Source organism: Kitasatospora sp. NPDC004531 (assembly GCF_053602195.1).
The window spans coordinates 1-18,301 of record NZ_JBSGDD010000015.1 but is presented as its reverse complement, the minus strand read 5'-3'; the positions used below and the strand labels follow the sequence as shown (position 1 = coordinate 18,301).

Here is an 18,301-nt window from a genome sequence, read left to right as displayed (position 1 = left end):
GCAGCGCTGACGCCGGTCAGTGGCGGCGGCGGCTCCGGCTTCGGTGGAGCAGGGCGGCACCGGCGGCGGCCGCCAGTGCGGCGGCGGTGGCCAGCGGGCCGACGGAGGGCGATCCGGTCTCGGGGAGGGCGGGGCCGGTGTGGGTCGGCTCGGGGTGGGTGTGGGTCGGGGTCGGGGTCGGGGTCGGTGACGGGCTGGGAGTGGGGCCGCACGGCAGCCACTGGAGCCGGACCGCGCCGTCGCCGACCCGGACGCCGGTGGCGAACACCGCGCCGGCGGGGCCGAGGCTGGAACCGCCTCCGCCACCTCCGCCCTGGCTCGTGCCGCCGGTGGACGAGCCGCCCGCGCCGCCGCCGTGGGCGCCGCCGCCCCCGCCGCCGCCGGTGCCCATGTGGGGGTCGCCGACGTTGAGCGCGCCGTCGCCGCCGTTCATGCCGCTCGCGGAGCCACCGGCCACGCCGGGCGTGTCACCGGCGTAGGCCGGAGTCCCGCCCGCCCCGCCGGCCCCGCCCGCGCCGCCGGACGCGCCGCCCTGGCCGGAACCCGGGGCGGCGGACGTCAGGCCGTTCTCACCGCTCTGGCCGCCCGCGCCACCCGCGCCGCTGCCGTCGTCGGAGAAGCTGCCCGCGCCGCCGCCCCCGCCGCCCGCGACGACGACCGTGGCGCTGTCGAGGGCGACGGTGGTCGCCCCGCCGCCGCCCGCCGCGATGGCCCCGTTGCCCGGTGACGGCATGCTGTTGTAGGCGCCGCCCTCACCGCCGCCGCCGTAGCCGCCGTGCGGCAGGCTGCCGTCGGCCAGGCTGCCGCCACTGCCGGCGCCGGCCACGTTCACGGTCAGCAGCTGGCCGCTGTGGACGTCCAACGTCGCGAGCACCTCGCCGCCCAGGCCGCCGGGCGACCCGTAGACCGCCTCGCCGCCGGCGCCGCCGTACGCGGTCACCTCGACCTGGCACACGTCGTCGGGCACGGTGACGGACTCGGGGCTGCCGGTGAACGCGAAGTCCACCGTCCCGTCGGGGCCCACGACGGCGGACGGGAGGGTCAGGGCCGCGCCGGCGGGAGCGGCCAGGGCCAGACCGGAACTCAGAGCAGCGGCGCACGCTGCCTGCAGGAGAGGGTGTGGGAGTCTCATGCGCTCACGCTATGCGCACGGTGGGCTACATTATGTGACAATATTGATGTGTTGTTGCCTCATCGCACGAGTGGCGCAACGGGGCGGGATCGGCATCAACTCGCTTTGCTTTTGATCGAGTTGAGGCTTCGGGCGGCAGGAATCCGGCTGGGCGGCGGAGAGCTTCGCACGCACGCATCGCAATCAGGAAGCCGATCGTCCTGAACCGCTCCTAGCCTGGTGATCACACCCGCACCTCTTCCTCTGCTTCGGGAGCTCACCATGCACATCCTGCTCATCGGCGGCCTCTGGCTGGACGGCACCGCCTGGGACGCGGTGGCCCCCGCCCTGCGCGAACTCGGCCACCAGCCGCAGCCGTTGACCCTGCCCGCCACCCCGTCGACCACCCTGGACGAGCAGCTCGCCACCGTCGTCGCCGCGATCGACGCCGCCCCCGGCCCGGTCGTGCTGGTCGCCCACTCCGCCCACTGCACCCTCGGTTCGCTGGCCGCCGACGCCCGCCCCGACCGCGTCGCCCCGCTCGTCCTGATCGGCGGCTACCCGCAGCAGGACGGCAGCCGCTACGCCGAGCTCTTCGAGATCCGCGACGGCGTCATGCCGTTCCCCGGCTGGGACGCCTTCGGGGCCGCCGAGACCGCCGACCTCGACGAGAGCCTGCGGCAGCGGATCGCCGCCGACGCCATCCCCGTCCCCGAACCCGTCGCCCGCGGCCTGGTCCGTTACACCGACCCCCGCCGCCACGACGTCCCGATCGTCATGATCTCCCCGGACTACCCCGTCGACCAGGTCCGCGCCTGGGTCGCCGCCGGCCAGACCCCCGAACTCGCCGCTGCCAAGCACGTCGAGTACCACGACTTCGACTCCGGCCACTGGCCCATGTACACCAAGCCGACCGAACTCGCCCGCCTGATCGCCACCCTCGCCTGACCGTCCGTCACCGAGACGGCCCCCGCCGCGAAAAGGCGGCAGGGGCCGTCCGGCTGCGACAGCCGGAGTCAGAGCTCGCCGAACGAACCGGCCGCGGCGGCAGCGGCGAAGGCGGACCAGGCGTCGTTCGAGAAGCGCAGCCGGGGGCCCGCCGGGTCCTTCGAGTCACGCACCGCAGTGGTGGCGACGTCCGCGAAAGCGACCTCGACACAGTTGCCGCCGTTACCACCGCTGTAGCTCGACTTGCGCCACTCAAGCGCCTTGCTGCTGTTCACTTGCGTGCTCCTCTGCTGTCGTGTCGATGAGAGCCAGCGACGCCTCGGGTGACAGGGCGTCGACCCGGGCCAGATCGTAGGTGAGACGGATCTTCCTGACGGTCTCCCTGCTCTCGACCAGCACACCCGTGTGCGGTCCTTCGATGTATGCCACGTCGGGACTGGCGTCGCCAAACGACAACAAGGTCATGGCACCCTCAAGAGCGGCATGTGCCCCGCACTCCTGCTCAAGTACCTGGACAACCGCTACTCTTGAGCGGATCAGCGCCGCGATGTGGCGCAGTTGGGCGGCCATCGTGCCGTGCCCGCCGACGGGCCTGCGGATCGCGGCCTCGTCCAGCAGCCACCACAACACCGGCCGTGTTGGGCCATTGATCAGCTCCTGCCGGGAGAGTCGCGTCCGCACCCTGGAGTCGATCTCCGCCTCCGAGGCCAGCGGCACCGCCGACCGGAACACGGCCCGCATGTACGGCTCCACCTGCCCCAGCCCGGGAACCAGGAAGCCCCCGTACTCGAGGATCTCCGAGGCTTTCGGCTCCAGGCTCGCGTACGTCCTGAAGTAGTCCGGGAACGGGCCCCTCGCCACGTGCGGCCACAGCCGCCCGAACAGCCCGCCGGTCGCCAGCGCGCCGTCGAGCCGCTCGGCGAACTCCTGCGTCGGCGAGCGTTTCGCCGTCTCGATCTGCCCCACCAACGAGCCCGTGTACCCGAGGACTTCACCCAGGCTGTCCTGACTCAGGTTGGCCTCGGCGCGGAGCCGGCGCAGCTCCGATCCGAACAGCGCCGCCATGGAGGCCGACGGATCGAGATCGCGTGGGTTCGGCATGGGCTCCCCGTCTCACACCTGCGTTGTTGGACCGATCACCCTGGCGAGGGTAGCGCTCCGTGTCGATGCTGTTACCCGAACCCGGCACGATTCCCGCCGCCGGGCGCCGCACATCCGCGAGGTCCCGATGACGTACCCGAGCCCGACTCCCCGACTCACCATCACCGTCTACCGCCTCCACCCCGACGGCACCCGAACCCCCCACTCCGCCACCTCCTCCGACGAACCCGCCAAACCCCCACGCTCCGCCCTGACTTGGCCCGCCTGCACCTGCCCCCGCTGCGCCGCGCCGCCCGAGCGAGGCCGGGTTGGCGGGCGGCCCATCGGGTGACGGCGGCACGGCCTGCGGGGAAATGTGCCCGGGAGGGCCGAGCATGGCGGCCATGACCCTCTTCGACACGGTGCGGTGCGTCATGCCCCGCCTCAGGAATGCAGTTCGAGTTGCTTCGGTCGCCGGTGCGGCGCTGGTGCTGGCGACCGGGAGCTCAACGGTGGCGTACGCCGCGACCGGTGACTTCACGTATACCGACATCGACGGCGTGGACCACACGTTGGTGGATCCGCCGAGTGGTGAGTGCATCAGTTTCGGGCTGCCGGTGACGGGCGCGGACAACGAGACGGACTCCTCGGCGACCGTCTACGAGAACACCGACTGCAGCGGCGCGCCCCTGGACACGCTGCCGCCGAAGACCGGGATGTCGTGGGGGTCCGTGCTCCCCAATGCCGTGCGGTTCAACTTCTTCTAGGGGCTGCCGGGGGCCTGGCCGCCGGGTGGCTGCCCGGCGGTCAGGTCGCGCAGGGCGGTGTCCCAGTCGAGGGCGGCGCCCTCGGTGCCGCGGGGGACGAGGGGGAAGGTCGCCTGGCGGAGCCAGCGGCGCAGGGGGCGGGGCGGGAGGTCGAGGAGGATCGAGCCGTCCGGGGCCTGGAGTTTGATGCGCAGGTGGGGACGGTCGTGGCAGGGGCACGGCGGCCAGACGCGGACGTCGCCGAGGCCGGCGGGCTTGTGCAGGCCCGTCCACAGGAGGTCGCGGGCGAAGCGCCAGGTGCCGGCGTGCGCGGCCGGGCCGAGGAATTCGAGGGCGACGGCGAACGGGTCGGCGGTGGAGTAGCCGAAGCGGACGGGGATGTCGAGGGACTGCTCCTCGGTGAGGACGATCCGGGCGTCGAGCCGGATCTCGGTGCCGGTGGCGTGCGGGCCGGGCCTCGGGTGGGGGACGGGCATGGGACATCCTCGGGCGTGGGAAGAGGGGGCGTTCGCCGCTCAGAGTAGGAAGCGCGGGCACCCCGGGCGTCCTCCCCGTGCACAGCGGTGCGACGGTCCGCGCACCATCGGCGGCCGGAGTCGCAAGCTGTGCACGCTCCGTGTGCGGGGGGTGCGTCGTCGGGCAAGTCGCGGCGGAACGCGTTCCTAGGGTGGTGGTGAATCCAAGCCCGACTTCGAGGGAGCGCACCGTGACTGACGCGATCGCGGTCGGCCGGCGGCCGGCCCCGGCGGCGAGTCCGTCGGACCTGTTCCGGCGGGGGGCGGCCGAGGGCCGCCGCGCGGCGGCCGTGGTGGACGAGCGGTGGCTGGTCGTCCCGGGCGGCCCGACCGGCGCGGTGAAGGTGCGCGTCGTCCGGCCCGCCGGGGTGCGCGGACCGCTGCCCGTGGTGCTCTACCTGCACGGCGGCGGACGGGTGTTCGGTGACGCGCACACCCGCTGCCGCCTGCTGCGCGAGCTCGCCGTCGGGGCCCGCGCCGCCGTGCTGTTCCCGGAGTTCGACCGCTCGCCGGAGGCCCGCCAACCGGTCGCGGTCGCCGCCGAACAGGGCTGGACGGTCGCCCGCTGGGCGGTGACGGAGGGGCGCGCCATGGCGCTGGATCCCGGCCGCATCGCCGTGGCGGGCGACAGCACCGGCGGAAACCTCGCCGCCGCGCTGGCGCTGATGGCCAAGAAGCGCGGCGGCGTCCGACTGCGGCGGCAGGTACTGCTCTGCCCGGTCACCGACCCCGCCCACGACACCCCGTCCTACCGGGGCTTCGCCACCGGCTACTTCCTGCGCCGCGACGCCGCCCGGTGGTTCTGGGACCAGTACACCTCCGACCTGGCCCGCCGGGCCGGCGCCACCGCCTCCCCGCTGCGCGCCAGCATCGACCAACTCACCGGCCTGCCACCGGCGTTGATCGTCACCGCCCAGGCCGACGTGCTGCGCGCCGAGGGCGAGGCGTACGCCGCGAAACTGCGCGCCGCCGGGGTGCCGGTGACGGCGGTGCGGCTGCCGGGCAGCATCCACGACCTCGCGACGCCCTCCGCGCCGGCCGCCCGGGACGCCGTCGCACTCGCCGGGCGGGCCCTGCGCGAGGCCCTGCACGAGCGGCGGGCGGGATGAAACCGCCCGGCACCGAGCCGCTGCTGAGCCAGTGGGGCTGGCAGGCCCGCGCCGCCTGCCGGGGCATGGACACCGCCGTGTTCTTCTCGCCCTGCGGCGAACAGGGCCTGGCCCGCCGCACCCGCGAACGGCGGGCCAGGGCGGTCTGCCGCGAGTGCCCCGTCCGCCCGGCCTGCGCGTCCTTCGCGATGCGCACCGGACAGGACTTCGGGGTCTGGGGCGGCCTCACCGAAGCCGACCGACAGTCCGCCCGATCCGCCCCGACCCACGTACTGATCAGAGGAGTTCAGATGTTCTCGCGCATCGTCCTGGCCGTCGACGACAGCGACGCCCGGCAGCGCGCCGTCACCACGGCCGCCGAACTCGCGCGCCACCTCGGCTCGACCGTCCACGTGCTGCACCTCGCGCCGACCGCCGTGGTGGGCACCAGTGTGGTCGCCCTGGAGGACGAGGCGGACGCCCGACGGGTGCTCGACGAGTCGGTGCGGGCGCTGCGCGAGGCCGGGGTGCCCGCCGACGGCGAACTGCTGGACGGGCTGCGCGGCCAGGTCCCGGCGGTGATCGCGGCGGCGGCCGAACGCCTGGACGCCGAACTGATCGTGCTCGCCCCGCACCACCGGGGCGCGGTGGCGTCCTGGTTCAGCCCCAGCGTCTCGGCCGCCGTCGGGCACGCCTCCCGGGTCCCCGTGCTGCTCGTCCCCGACACCGACTGACCGTCCGGTGCCATCGCGAGTAGAGATGACAGTTGTCGTCGATCATCGCGACCGGACGGGAAGCGCGGGCCCGGCCCCCGACGCTCACACCCATGCGCGCTGCGACCGCCGCAGCCGCCGAGACGCGACCACCTCCGGAAGGCACCACCGATGGCCACCACATCCACCACCGCCGCACCCCCGACGTCCGACCGCGCCCAGGACGGCGTGCCGGGCGGGCTGGTCGCCCTGCTCGCCGTCTCCACCGGCCTGACGGTCGCCAACCTGTACTACGCGCAGCCGCTGCTCGCCGGGCTGGCCGAGGTGTTCCACGTCGGCACCACCGCGGCGGGCGCGCTGGTGACGGCCACCCAGATCGGCTACGTCATCGGCATGCTGTTCCTGGTGCCGCTCGGCGACCGGATCGAGAAGCGCCGACTGGTGGCCCTGCTGCTGACCGTCACCACCCTCGCCATGGCGGTGGCCGGCACGGCGAGCAGCTTCGCCGTGCTGCTGATCGCCTCGCTGGTCAGCGGCGCGACCTCGGTGGTGGCGCAGATCCTGGTCCCGTTCGCGGCCGGCCTCGCCCCCGACCACGCCCGCGGCCGGGTGGTCGGCCGGGTGATGGCCGGACTGCTCACCGGCATCCTGCTCTCCCGCACCCTCAGCAGCCTGGTGGCCGGCGCCGCCGGCTGGCGGGTCGTCTACCTCGGCTCGGCCGCGGTGACCGCGCTGCTCGCCGTCGCCCTGTACCGGGCCCTGCCGCGACACGCCCCCACCACCGACCTGCCCTACCTCCAGGTGCTGCGCTCCACCGTGCGACTGGTCCGCACCCACCCCGCGCTGCTCAAGCGCGGGCTCTACCAGGCGGCGGTGTTCGGCGCGTTCAGCGCCTTCTGGACGACCGTCTCCTTCCAGCTCACCGGCCCCGCGTTCGGGTACTCCGAGACGGGCGTCGGCATCTTCGCGCTGGTCGGTGCGGCCGGCGCGCTGGTCGCGCCGCTGGCCGGACGCTGGGCCGACCGCGGCCTCGGTCGGCCGCTGACCGGCGCCGCACTGCTGGTCGCCGCCGGCAGCGCGCTCCTGGCCGGCCTCGGCGCGCACAACATCGTCCTGCTGGCCCTCGCCGCGATCCTGCTCGACGTCGCCGTCCAGACCACCCTGATCCTCGGCCAGCACGTCGTCTACCAGCTCGACCCGGCCGCCCGCGCCCGCCTCAACAGCATCTTCATCGCCACCTTCTTCCTCGGCGGCGCAATCGGCTCCGAACTCGGCACCCTCGCCCACCACATAGCCGGCTGGTGGGCCGTCGCCGCCCTGGCCGCCCTGCTCCCCCTGCTGCCCCTCGTGCACTGGGCGACGGACCGGAAGGCGACGGCCGGCTGACGCCTGCCGCGGGCCGGGGGAGCGGGCTCGGCGCGCCGTTGTCGCTGCGCGGCGCGGTGAGTCGGGGGAGGGAAGGCCGGGTGAGGTGCCTTCGGCCGGAGCGGAGTCGGGCAGTCGCGAGGGCTGCCGGCGGGCGGCTGCCGAGCTCGCCGCAGGGCGTGCCGGGGTGCGTGGCACGGGCCGTACGTGGCGTCGCCCCCACGCGGGCGGTGGGGGTTCGGTCAGAGATCGCACACCGGCCGGACGGCGATGTCCTCGTAGAGGTCCTCGCCGTCCGGCCCGTGCACGAACTCGGCGAAGGCCGGGTTGCGGTTGGCGGTGGCCAGGGGCAGCCAGCCGAGGAGGTGGCCGTAGCCGCCGCAGGCGGATTCGCCGCCGTCGCCGCCGTGGACGGCGGCCGGGTCGGTGCTCAGCTCGGCCCGGTAGGTGTCGTCGGCGATGCGCAGGCCGAGGGCGTTCGGTCGGTGGTGCGGGCCGGCGAGGTCGTGGTAGGGGATCCGGTCGAGCGGGCAGTCGTCGCCCCAGCGGAACAGCGTGCTCGCGCCCGCCCCGCAGGCGTGTTCCCATTCGTCGGCGCTCGGCATCCGCAGCCCGCGCGCCGCGAGCTCGGCCGGGGCCTCGGCGGGCGGCCCGGTCAGCGTCTCGTTCTCCACCGCCATCAGCACTGTCGGCAACGTGATCTCCCGTCGCGGGCTGAGCAGTTGGGCGAGGTGCGCCCGCAGGTCGGGGCCGTGGCCGAAGCCCTGCGCCTCGCTCTCCCGGTAGTCGGCAGCCTGTTCGGGCGTCGGCTGCCAGGCGTCGAGATCGAAGCCGACCGCCACCCGGCCACCCGGCACCAGCGCGAACAGCCGCGCGTCCCGTTCGACCAGGACCCGGTGCAGCGGCGCGCCGAGATGCTCGACGGTCTCGACGGCGGCCACCCGCCCACCGGCCAGAGCGGCGGCCTGTTCCGCGACGCGGCGCGCGGCCGGCAGGTCGAACGAGCGCCACCGGTCGAAGGTGAGGTCGGCGAGAGACATGCCCGGCAGTCTCGCACGCAGGCCCGACACCGCCCCGCCGCCCGTCAGTTCAGGTGCCGCAGCAGGGCCGCCACCGCGGGCGAGGGCTCGCCGGCGGGGTGGACCACGGCGATGTCCCAGCGCGGCTGCCCGCGGACGAAGCGGCGCAGCGCGAGGTCGGGGAAGTGGGCGGCGAGGGACTCGGGCAGGACGCAGACGCCCAGGTCGTGGCGGACGAGTTCGGCGGCGGCCGTGATGTCGTTGACCTCGAAGACCGGGGTGCGGTCGACGCCCGCGGTGCGGAAGGCCCGGTCCACGGCGGAACGGACGGCCCAGCCCGGGGCGAAGTCGACGAACGGGAGGTCGGCGAGCTCCTCGAAGCGGACCCGGTCGGGCAGCTCGAAGGCGCGGCCGGGCGCGGCGGCCAGCACCATCGCCTCGCAGGCCAGCGAACGCACCGTCAGGCCGCGCCGCTGCTGCCGGTCGAAGGCGACTATCGCGACGTCCACGGTGCCGTCCCGCAGCCCGGCGCGGATGTCCACGGCCGCCGCCTGGCGCAGCCGGATCGTCAACGCCGGGTGCTGGGCGCGCAGTTCGCCGAGCACCCGGTCGAGGCCGAGCCAGACGCCCTGCATGGTGCCGATGGTGAGCACGCCCCGCAGCACCCCGCGCGCCTCGTCCGCCGCCGCCCGGGCGAGTTCCGCCGCCCGCAGGGTGGCCCGCGCGGCGGGGACGAAGGCCGCGCCGGCGGAGGTCAACGAGACGCGGTGGGTGGTGCGTTCGAAGAGCTGGACGCCGAGTTCCTTCTCCAGGGCGCGGACGGTGCCGGACACCGCCGACTGCACCACGTGCAGCCGCCGCGCCGCCGCCGTGAACCCGCCCTCCTCGGCCACCGCGACGACCACCTCCAACTGTCGCAGCTCCACGTCCCCTCCTCGTTCCCGCAGGTCAACTGCCCGTTCCCGCCCGCAGCCTACGCGAGCCCGGGCGGGCCGGCCGTACCGCTGCCAGCGGGATGCCAGCGATCTGCCAGCGCGGTGCGGAACTGTCGGACCTGCCGGGCGGTGCAGGTGCTCCGCGAACGACCGCCGGCCCACTGACGAAAGGGCACTCACGTGACTCCGATCCCCGCCGGTCCCCGCACCGCGGCCTCCTGGAAACTGGGCGCGGGCGTCGCCGCAGCCGCACTGCTGGTGGCGGTCTGCCCGACGACGAGCGCCGCGGCGGCACCGGCCCCCGTGCCGCGCCTCGCCTGGGCGGCCTGCGTGGACGGGTTCGAGTGCACCACCGCCCGGGTGCCGCTCGACCACCACGACCCGAACGGGGCCGGAATCGACCTCGCCGTCATCCGGCACCCCGCGACCGACCGGGCCCACCGGATCGGCTCGCTGTTCTACAACCCCGGCGGCCCGGCCGTGCCCGGCACCGCGGCGCTGCCCCTGATGCTCGGCCAGTTCCCCGAGGAGGTGCGCAAGCGCTTCGACATCGTCAGCTTCGACCCGCGCGGCACCGGCGGCAGCGCACCCGTCCGGTGCTTCGACGACCCCGCCGACGAGCAGGCCCTGCTGGCCGGCACCGCCGCCGGCTACCCCGAGGGCACGGACCAGCAGAACGCCTGGACGGACGCCTACCGGCGCCTCGCCGAGCAGTGCGCGGCCCGCAACCCCGACCTGCTGGCGCACCTCTCCACCGCCGACGTCGCCCGCGACCTGGACCTGCTCCGCCGGGCCGTCGGCGACCGGCAGCTCAGCTACCTGGGCACCTCCTACGGCAGCTACCTCGGCGCCACCTACGCCAATCTGTTCCCCGACCGGGTGCGCGCCATGGTCCTCGACAGCGCCCCCGACCCCGTCGCCTGGTCGACCGGCCGCGGCGACCAGGCCGCCACCACCGGCACCCTGCTGCGCAACGGCACCGACGTGGCCACCGCCCGCGTCCTGAACGCCTTCCTCGACCAGTGCGGCCAAGCCGGCCCGCAGACCTGCGCGTTCTCCGCCGGCACGGCCGCCGCGACCCGGGCCAGGTACGACGAACTGCTCCAACGGCTGCGCGCCCGGCCGGTCGCGGTCGGCGGCACGACGTTCACCGCGGGCGCGGCCGTGGAGGCGACGATCACCTCGCTGTACGCCGCCAACCCCGTCGCGAACCTGCCCGTCGGCTGGACCCGGGCCGGCGCCACCCTCCAGCTGCTCTGGGCCGCCACCGAGACCCCGCCCACCCCGGGCACCCCGCTGCCGCCCGCCTTCCACCAGTCGCCCGACCAGGCGCTCGCGCTGGTCTGCTCGGACAGCGCCAACCCGCCCGCCCAGGCCGACTACGCGGCGCTGGCCGCCACAGCCCGCGCCCGCTCCGGCGAGGCCGGGCCGTACTACACCTGGCTCGACGAGCGCTGCGCCGACTGGCCCGCCCGCAGCCGCGACCGCTACGACGGCCCCTGGAACCGCCCCACCGCCCACCCGATCCTGGTCGTCGCCAACACCGGCGACCCCGCCATGCCCTACGAAGCCTCCCGCGCCATGACCCGCTCCCTCGCCCGCGCCCGCCTCCTCACCGTCGACGGCTACGGCCACACCGTCCTCTCCAACCCCAGCACCTGCGCCACCCACCACGAAACCCGCTACCTGATCACCGGCACCCTCCCGCCCCCAGCCACGACCTGCACCCCGGACCACCAGCCGTTCACCGGCTGACCGCGCCTCGCCCCGGCCGGCCGGTTCGTACGGCTGCCGAGCCGGGCGTCGGTGCTGTCGGCGGGCGCTCCTAGGGTGACCGGAAAGATCATCGGTGAGCGTCCGGAGGGTGCTGTGGCCTGGTGGAACAGGAAGCCGGAGGAGCGGCTGCGGTGGGTGCTGGACCCGCTGGTGGGTGTGGGGCCGCTGCGGTTCGGGATGGACCCGCAGCAGGTCCAGGACGCGCTGGGGGAGAGAGGCAGCCACGCCCGGCGCACGGGCGACTGGATGCCTGAAGGCGGGCAGCTGGTCGCCGAGCGCTACAACGAGCCCGGGCTGACCGCCTTCTACGGACCGGGCCCCCGCCTGGCCGCAGTGGCGATCAGCGCGACGAGTGGCCCGCTGGTGCGCCTGGGGGACGTCGAGCTCGTCGCCGAAGTGCCCTCCGTGGCGAGCGCGGACCTTCGCCGCCTCGCCCTGCAGGAGCGGGCCGAGGCGCGGGCGAACCGGTACGGCGAGGCGGAGGTGCCGGCCTGGGGAATCTCCCTGGGCGTCTCACAGGAGATGGGCCTGGACGCCGACGGGTGCGGGCAACGCCTGGACACGGTGATCACCGGCCTGCTGGCGACCGGCCCCGCATGGGCCGAGGACTTCTGGAACGCGGAGCCGGTGGCCGAATGGTTCAGGTTCCACGACGAGCGGGCCGACCCGGGACCGTGGCCGGTGACCCCCGCCGGAGACCGGCCGCGCTGGCAGTGCACGCCCCTGGAGGGCGTCGGCCCGTTGCGGTTCGGAATGAGTCCGGAGCAGGTGTCGGCCGCACTGGACGGCGAGGTGCCGACCCAGAGCTGGGGCCACCACCCTTTCCCCGTGGGCAGCCCGTGGGAGGACCTGGGCACTCCCGACGAGTGGCACGTGAGCAAGGAGTACTACGCCCGGGCCGGCGTGAGCGCGCACTACCTCTACGCGTCGGCAACGGGCCGAGGTTCCGCGCTGGCCCAAGTGAACGTCCACGGCCGGACCGGCCCCCTGGTGTCCCTCTACGGCATCGAACTGATCGGCCGCAAGCCCACCGAAGTCGACGCGGACATCGTCCGCCACGTCCAGGAGCGCGACCTGATGCTGCGCATCGGTAACGACTCGGATCTCGGCCCGGGCGATTCCGAGGTGTGGGTACGGGCGGAGCGGGCCGGAGACGCCTCGGTCAGCGCGGCCAGCTTCTGCGTCAAGGACTTGGAGTACCGCGGCTGACACCATGTCCGCGGACAGCACCGCCCTCCGGTACGGTCCGCGCACCCGACCCGGCTGGGCCGCCCCGCCGGTCAGTCCGCCTCCCCGGCCAGCGACTCCGGCTGCGCCAGGGCCTGGCCGCGTTCCCAGGCCGCGCGGAAGCCGGTCTCGCCGAGGGCCTTCGTGCAGCCGTCGAGGACGGCGCGCAGTTCCGGGTCGCCCGCGTCGTGGGCTCCGCAGAGGGCGTAGGCCGCGCCCAGGGCGGATGCGCTGTGGGCGGGGCGGCCGAGGGCGAGGCAGTGTTCGGCGTAGCCCTCCAGGGCGTCTGCGCGTACTGGTCGGTCGTCGCTGGTCGCGGCGAGTTCCAGGGCGCGGCGGTGCAGTGGGGCGGCCGCCTCGGGCGATCCGCAGCGCTGGTGGGTGCGGGCCAGGGCGGTGTGGAGGAGGGCCAGCAGGTGCAGGCGGGCCGGGGCGCCGGGGCCGATGGCGGGCAGCTGCTCAAGCCGTCGCAGGGTCTCCCGGTGGACGTCCAGGGCCGTCGCCAAGTCCCCTTCGCGGCGGGCGAGTTCACCGAGCGCGTAGTGCGCGGCGGCCTGCAGGTGCGGGTCTGCGGCCCGTTCGGCGGCGGCCAGGGCGCGTTCCAGGTCGGCCCGGGCCGCGGCCCATTCGCCGCAGCGGGCCCGCAGTCGGCCCGACAGCAGCAGCGACAGCGGCGCCTCGCCGGCCCCGCCCAGCTCGGCGTCCCGCTCCCCGGCCTCGGCCAGCGCCGCGAGCGCTTCTTCGGCGGCGCCGGTGACCGACAGCAGCGCGGCCAGCGTGACCAGCGCCATGGACAGCCCCCACCGGTCGCCCAGGGCGCGGAAGTCGTCCACGGCGGTGCGCAGGCACTGCTCCGCGCGCCCGATCCGGCCCGCGCCCAACTCGACCCGTCCCAGCACCAGTTGGGCGGCGGCCCGGATCCACCGGTCGGGGTGTCGGCCGTACTGCTCCGCCACGGCGCCCACGCCCTCCGGCGGCCCCGCCGCGGCGAGCAGTAGCGCGGCGGCCAGCGCGACGGGGTGCGCGGCGGACCGTGCGGTGACCAGCGCCGCGCCCACCACCTCCGGCGCGACGGCGGGCGCGTCCGGATCCCGGAACGGGGAGGTGAGCTGCGCCAGGATCACGCACCGGGCGTGCGCCTGCTCCAGTCCGGGTGGCGGCGGGCCGCCGTGCGCGGCGAGGACGGCGGACGTCCACTCGGCGGCCTCGCGGCCCTGACCGCGGATCAGCCAGGGCCAGGCCCGGGCGGCCGTGAGCCGCAGGGCGTGTTCCGGCGGGCCGGCCAGGACCGCCCGGCGCAGCGCCGCGTCCAGGTTGCCCCGTTCCGCGTCGAGCCGGGCCAGCAGGCCGATCTGGCGGCCCGTCCGCAGCCGGGGCTCGGCGTGCTCGGCGAGTTCGACGAAGCGGCGCAGGTGGGCGGTGCCGGTCAGGTCGTCCTCGCCGGCCTCGACGAGCCGTTCGGCGGCGTACGCGCGGACCGTCTCCAGCAGCCGGTACCGCACCGCCCCGGAATCCGCGCCGGCGGACCCGAGCAGCGGCGTGTCGATCAGGGACTTGTCGGCCAGCGAGGTCAGCAGGTCCTCGACGACGGTCGGGTCCGGCGCGGGCCCGCCCGGCCAGTGCCCGGCGCAGACCGCGTGCGCGTCGGCGAGCGTCGTCCCGCCGGCGAACACGGAGAGGCGTCGGAGCAGCACGCGCTCGTCCTCGTCGAGCAGGTCCCAGCTCCAGCCGACCACGGCGCGCAGCGTGCGGTGCCGGTCGGGGGCCGTCCGGGCGCCGCGGTCGAGGAGCCGGAGCCGGTCGTGCAGCCGGGCCGCGACCTGTCCGGGGCTCAGGACGCGCAGCCGGGCCGCCGCCAGTTCGAGGGCCAGCGGCAGGCCGTCCAGCTCCCGGCAGATCCGGACCACCGGTTCGACGGTGTCGTGGTCCAGCGCGAACCCGGGCCGGGCCGCGGCGGCCCGCTCCGCGAACAGGGCGACCGCCGGGTGCGCGAGCGCCTCCTGCGCGGTGGCGCCGGGCGCGGGCACGGCGAGCGGCGCCACCGGCCAGAGCGCCTCGCCGGTGACGCCGAGCGGCTCGCGGCTGGTGGCCAGCACGGTGAGCCGGGGCGCGGCGGCCAGCAGGCGGTGCGCCAGCCGGGCCGCGTCCTCGATCAGGTGCTCGCAGTTGTCCAGGACGAGCAGGACGTCCCGCCCCTCCAGGGCCCGGACGATCAGGTCGACCGGGTCGCCGGGCCGGTCGGCGGCGGGCAGGCCGACCTCCACCGGGCGGCAGGCGGCCGCCAGCACGGCCCGGGCCACCGCGTCCGGGCCGTCGGCGCCCGCGAGCTCGGCGAGCCGGACGTCGGTCGTGGGCGGCGCGGCCGACGCGGCGGCGACCGCCAGCCGGGACTTGCCGACGCCGCCCGGCCCGAGCAGCGTCACCAGGCGGGAGCGGCCGACCAGTTCCCGGACCGCCGCCAGGTCCTCCTCGCGGCCGATCAGCGCGGTGAGCCAGCCGGGCAGCGCCGCCCGCCCGGCCGGTACCGGGGCCGGCACCGGATGCGGCGACCGCGTGCCGGAGAGCACCCGCAGGTGGACGTCTCGCAGTTCGGCGGACGGGTCGGCGCCCAGGTGCTCGGCCAGCGCCCGCCGGGTCCGGTCGAACACCTCCAGCGCCGCGGCCTGCTGCCCGTCCGCGTGCAGCGCGCGCATCAGCCGGACGGCGGCCCGCTCGCGCAGCGGGTGGGCGACGCACAGCCCGGTGAGCTCGGCGACCAGCTGCGGCAGCGCACCGGCTTCGCCGAGGGCGAGCAGCGCGTCGGCCCGGTCCTCGACGGCCGCCAGCCGCAACTCCGCCAGCCGGGCCGCCGGCGCGTCCGCGAACCCGGCGCCCTCCGCGTCGGCGAACGGCGCCCCGCGCCACAGCCCCAGCGCCCCGCCCAGCAACTCGACCGCCTCGGCGAACCCGCCCGCCGCCAGCGCCGCCCGACCCGCCGCCGCCCGGTGCTCGAACTCCCAGGCGTCCACGCCCGTTCGGGGCAGGTCCAGCAGGTACCCGGCGGGGTGCGACCCGAGGACGCGACGCTCGTCGCCCAGGGCCCGCCGGAGCCGGGAGACCAGCGACTGCAGGGCGCCGGCCGGCTCCGCCGGCGGGGTGTCGCCCCAGAGATCGTCCACCAGCCGCTCCCGCGTGACCACCCGCCCGGGATCGAGCGCCAACCGGACCAGCAACAGCCGAAGCCGCGCCCCGCCGACCTCCAGCACCCGCCCGCCCGCACCCCCGACCACCCGCAGCGGCCCCAGCACCTCGATCCGCACCCGCCCGCTCCTCACTCGCCACCACCCGACCCGCCAAGATCATTATCCGACCCGACCGAAACCACCCGTGCGGAGGACGGGGCCATGCCTCGCGGAACGCCCGGGCACCCGACCGGAAATGTCTCAAAGTCGACTTGGAGGTAATGGCAGCCTTTGACAGCCGGCCGACCCGACCGCGATGATCCGCAGTCGTATTCACGCACTTTCAACTGGCCGCCCCGGCGTGCATTTTCGGCCGCGCGCTCCGCGCGCGCCAGGAGAGGCGGGGTGCGGTGGGAGGCGCGTGCCCCCTGGTCGGGAGGGTGGGGGAGTCGGCGGGCGGGCCGGGGGTGGTGGCCGGAAGGTGCGCTCCGGTGGGGCGCGCGGCACGGTTCGTGGGGCGCGGGGAGCGCACGGAACTGATCGATCGTGCTTCCTGACGAGCAGTCAATTTGCCTGGTCCGTAAGCATGATGTGCGCATTCCGCTTACTATTCGGCCAAACGAGGGGCGCGCGGGACCGAATCGGTGAACGTACTGCGGGGGTTCGGCGTGCCTTCCTGACGACGAGAGCAGGGCATGACCCACACAGAACAGGAAACCCGAGCGCCCGCGCCACGCGCGGGCCGGCGGACGGCCGCACGGGCCGCCGCCATGGTGGCGGCCTTCACCGCCGCCACCGCTGTTGCCGCCCCGTCCGCCTCGCCGGTCGCCGCCGACGGCTCGGTGACGGTGCGGGTGGTCCGCGCGGTCGACGAGAGCGGGACGTACAACCCGGTGCTGAACCCGGGCCTGGCCGGCGTGACGGTCACCCTGACCGGCGAGGACGGCGCGGTGCGCACGGCGGTCACGGCCGCCGACGGCACGGTGACGCTGACGCCGGCCAAGCCGACCGCGAGCGGCAAGTACCGCGTCGAGGTGGTCAATCCGAAGCCGGGCGTGCTGTTCCCGGCGTTCGCCTCCCGCAAGGGTCTGGACGACCCGAACGCGCTGAGCAGCAACGAGGAGTTCGTCGACCTCTCGGCGGGCAAGCAGGCCAAGGTCACCACCGGCCTGTGGAACCCGTCCGACTACTGCCAGCAGAACGCCCCGCTGGCCACCGCCTGCCAGCCGGCCTCGCTCGACCCGGCGAGCGGGCGCACCCTGCTGACCTTCCCGTACCGGTCGCGCGGCGTGAACAAGGACGTCACCAACGTCTCCACCACCGCCGCCACCGGCAACGTCTTCGGCATCGCCTGGAACCGCGACGACCAGCGCCTGTTCAGCTCCGCACAGGCCAAGCGGGCCACCGTGTACGGCCCCGGCGGGGCGGGCGCGATCTACGTCACCGACCCGGCGACGAAGACCACCGAGCTGTTCACCGTCGTCCCCGACGCGGGCAGCACCGCGCACGCGGGCAACGCCCAGGACGACGCCTTCGTCGCCCCGGTCGGCAAGGAGAGCCTCGGCGGGCTGAAGCTCAGCGAGGACGGCCGCGACCTGTACGTGGTCAACCTGCACAACCGCAAGCTGTACCGCTACGACGCCACCGTGAAGTCGGCGGAGAAGCCCAAGGCGGTCTACGCCATCCCGACCCCGAACTGCCCGTCGGCGGACGACTGGCGGCCGTTCGGCCTCGGCATGCAGGACGGCGTCGGCTACGTCGGCGGCGTCTGCTCCGGCGAGTCCACCCAGAAGATCGGCGACCTGCGGGCGATCGTGCTGCCGTTCGACCCGGCCACCGGGAAGTTCGACGCGGCGGTGCTCAACCAGCCGCTCGACTACCACGGCACCCCGCCCGGGAACGCGTGCGGCGGCTACTACTGGTACCCGTGGCAGGACACCGTGCCGATGCAGAACGGGGCGGTCTGCGGCCTCAACCCGGAGCCCGAGCTCGGCGAGATCGGCTTCGAGACCGACGGCTCCATGCTGCTGTCCTTCCGCGACCGCTACGCCGACCAGGCCGCCGCCGCCCCGCCCGAGGGCCCGCTGCCGAACGGCTTCGTCTACGTGCTCGCCTCGGCCGACCTCAACAAGGCCTGCAAGTCCGGCGACAGCTTCGTGATGGACGTCAACCTCGGCTGCGGCATCACCACCAAGGGCAAGGGCTTCTTCGACCTGAACCGCCCCGCCCCGGCCGGCCACCCGTACGCGTCGTTCGCGGGCATGGCGCTCTCCAAGGTGGAGAACTCCATCGCCACCTCCGGCTACGACGTCTCCAACAACATCGTCACCGCCGGCACCATGTTCACCCTGCGCAACGGCGGTATCGACCCGGGCTTCGGCAACGAACTGTCCAACGGCACATCCCGCTTCGGCAAGGGCGCGGCCATGGCCGACCTCGAAGTGCTCTGCGACAAGGCGCCGCTGCAGATCGGCAACCGGGTCTGGTACGACCCGGAGCGTTCCGGTCTCCAACTGCCGCAGCAGAAGCCGGTGGTGGGCGCGACGGTCAACCTGTACGACGCGGACGGCAAGAAGGTCGGCACCGCGAAGACGAC

The 18,301-nt window shown here is 75.0% G+C and carries 15 protein-coding genes; 8 read left to right on the top strand and 7 right to left on the bottom strand.

Annotated elements, in window-relative coordinates; genetic code table 11:
• Positions 1-16: 16 nt before the first annotated feature.
• Complete coding sequence (locus ACWEMJ_RS09485; RefSeq protein ID WP_452136398.1) at positions 17-1,132, bottom strand: hypothetical protein; 1,116 nt, start codon at positions 1,130-1,132, stop codon at positions 17-19.
• A gap of 261 nt (positions 1,133-1,393) precedes the next feature.
• Here ACWEMJ_RS09485 and ACWEMJ_RS09480 point away from each other — a divergent pair, with 261 nt between their 5' ends.
• Positions 1,394-2,059 carry an alpha/beta fold hydrolase gene (locus ACWEMJ_RS09480; protein ID WP_452136397.1) on the top strand — a complete coding sequence of 222 codons (666 nt, stop codon included), beginning with the start codon at positions 1,394-1,396 and terminating at the stop codon, positions 2,057-2,059.
• A gap of 68 nt (positions 2,060-2,127) precedes the next feature.
• On the opposite strand, the gene ACWEMJ_RS09475 is transcribed toward ACWEMJ_RS09480, so the two are convergent.
• A complete protein-coding gene (locus ACWEMJ_RS09475; RefSeq protein ID WP_452136396.1) occupies positions 2,128-2,334 on the bottom strand; it encodes a DUF397 domain-containing protein in 207 nt (68 codons plus the stop codon).
• Entirely contained in the window at positions 2,312-3,160 is an 849-nt protein-coding gene (locus tag ACWEMJ_RS09470) for a helix-turn-helix domain-containing protein (protein ID WP_452136395.1), read from the bottom strand. Before ACWEMJ_RS09470 ends, ACWEMJ_RS09475 begins: the two co-directional genes overlap by 23 nt.
• A 383-nt stretch (positions 3,161-3,543) precedes the next feature.
• Here ACWEMJ_RS09470 and ACWEMJ_RS09465 point away from each other — a divergent pair, with 383 nt between their 5' ends.
• Positions 3,544-3,906, top strand: coding sequence for a hypothetical protein (locus ACWEMJ_RS09465; RefSeq protein WP_452136394.1), 363 nt, complete (start codon positions 3,544-3,546; stop codon positions 3,904-3,906).
• On the opposite strand, the gene ACWEMJ_RS09460 is transcribed toward ACWEMJ_RS09465, so the two are convergent.
• Complete coding sequence (locus ACWEMJ_RS09460) at positions 3,903-4,382, bottom strand: SsgA family sporulation/cell division regulator (protein WP_452136393.1); 480 nt, start codon at positions 4,380-4,382, stop codon at positions 3,903-3,905. The genes ACWEMJ_RS09465 and ACWEMJ_RS09460 overlap by 4 nt on opposite strands.
• A 230-nt stretch (positions 4,383-4,612) precedes the next feature.
• Between ACWEMJ_RS09460 and ACWEMJ_RS09455 the strand changes: the two genes are divergently transcribed.
• The 3 genes from ACWEMJ_RS09455 (at position 4,613) to ACWEMJ_RS09445 (ending at position 7,608) form a co-directional block, all read left to right on the top strand.
• The gene (locus ACWEMJ_RS09455; RefSeq protein ID WP_452136392.1) at positions 4,613-5,530 is read left to right on the top strand and encodes an alpha/beta hydrolase; all 918 of its coding nucleotides are present in this window, start codon (positions 4,613-4,615) and stop codon (positions 5,528-5,530) included.
• Complete coding sequence (locus ACWEMJ_RS09450; RefSeq protein ID WP_452136391.1) at positions 5,527-6,243, top strand: universal stress protein; 717 nt, start codon at positions 5,527-5,529, stop codon at positions 6,241-6,243. The genes ACWEMJ_RS09455 and ACWEMJ_RS09450 overlap by 4 nt, the downstream gene beginning before the upstream one ends.
• A 150-nt stretch (positions 6,244-6,393) precedes the next feature.
• Complete coding sequence (locus ACWEMJ_RS09445) at positions 6,394-7,608, top strand: MFS transporter (protein ID WP_452136390.1); 1,215 nt, start codon at positions 6,394-6,396, stop codon at positions 7,606-7,608.
• Positions 7,609-7,829: 221 nt separating this feature from the next.
• Here ACWEMJ_RS09445 and ACWEMJ_RS09440 read toward each other — a convergent pair whose 3' ends face one another.
• Positions 7,830-8,627 (bottom strand): hypothetical protein, encoded by a 798-nt coding sequence (locus tag ACWEMJ_RS09440; RefSeq protein ID WP_452136389.1) that lies wholly within the window; start codon positions 8,625-8,627, stop codon positions 7,830-7,832.
• A 44-nt stretch (positions 8,628-8,671) separates the two neighbouring features.
• A complete protein-coding gene (locus ACWEMJ_RS09435; RefSeq protein ID WP_452136388.1) occupies positions 8,672-9,532 on the bottom strand; it encodes a LysR family transcriptional regulator in 861 nt (286 codons plus the stop codon).
• Positions 9,533-9,721: 189 nt separating this feature from the next.
• Here ACWEMJ_RS09435 and ACWEMJ_RS09430 point away from each other — a divergent pair, with 189 nt between their 5' ends.
• Positions 9,722-11,296 carry an alpha/beta hydrolase gene (locus ACWEMJ_RS09430; protein ID WP_452136387.1) on the top strand — a complete coding sequence of 525 codons (1,575 nt, stop codon included), beginning with the start codon at positions 9,722-9,724 and terminating at the stop codon, positions 11,294-11,296.
• Positions 11,297-11,410: 114 nt separating this feature from the next.
• Positions 11,411-12,526 carry a hypothetical protein gene (locus ACWEMJ_RS09425; RefSeq protein ID WP_452136386.1) on the top strand — a complete coding sequence of 372 codons (1,116 nt, stop codon included), beginning with the start codon at positions 11,411-11,413 and terminating at the stop codon, positions 12,524-12,526.
• Positions 12,527-12,597: 71 nt separating this feature from the next.
• Here the strand turns inward: ACWEMJ_RS09425 and ACWEMJ_RS09420 are convergent, their stop codons facing one another.
• Positions 12,598-15,843: a BTAD domain-containing putative transcriptional regulator gene (locus tag ACWEMJ_RS09420; RefSeq protein WP_452136385.1), complete on the bottom strand. Its 3,246-nt coding sequence runs from the start codon at positions 15,841-15,843 to the stop codon at positions 12,598-12,600.
• Between the two features lie 557 nt (positions 15,844-16,400).
• Here ACWEMJ_RS09420 and ACWEMJ_RS09415 point away from each other — a divergent pair.
• Positions 16,401-18,301: SdrD B-like domain-containing protein (locus ACWEMJ_RS09415; protein WP_452136384.1), on the top strand; the 1,901-nt coding region annotated here is incomplete at its 3' end.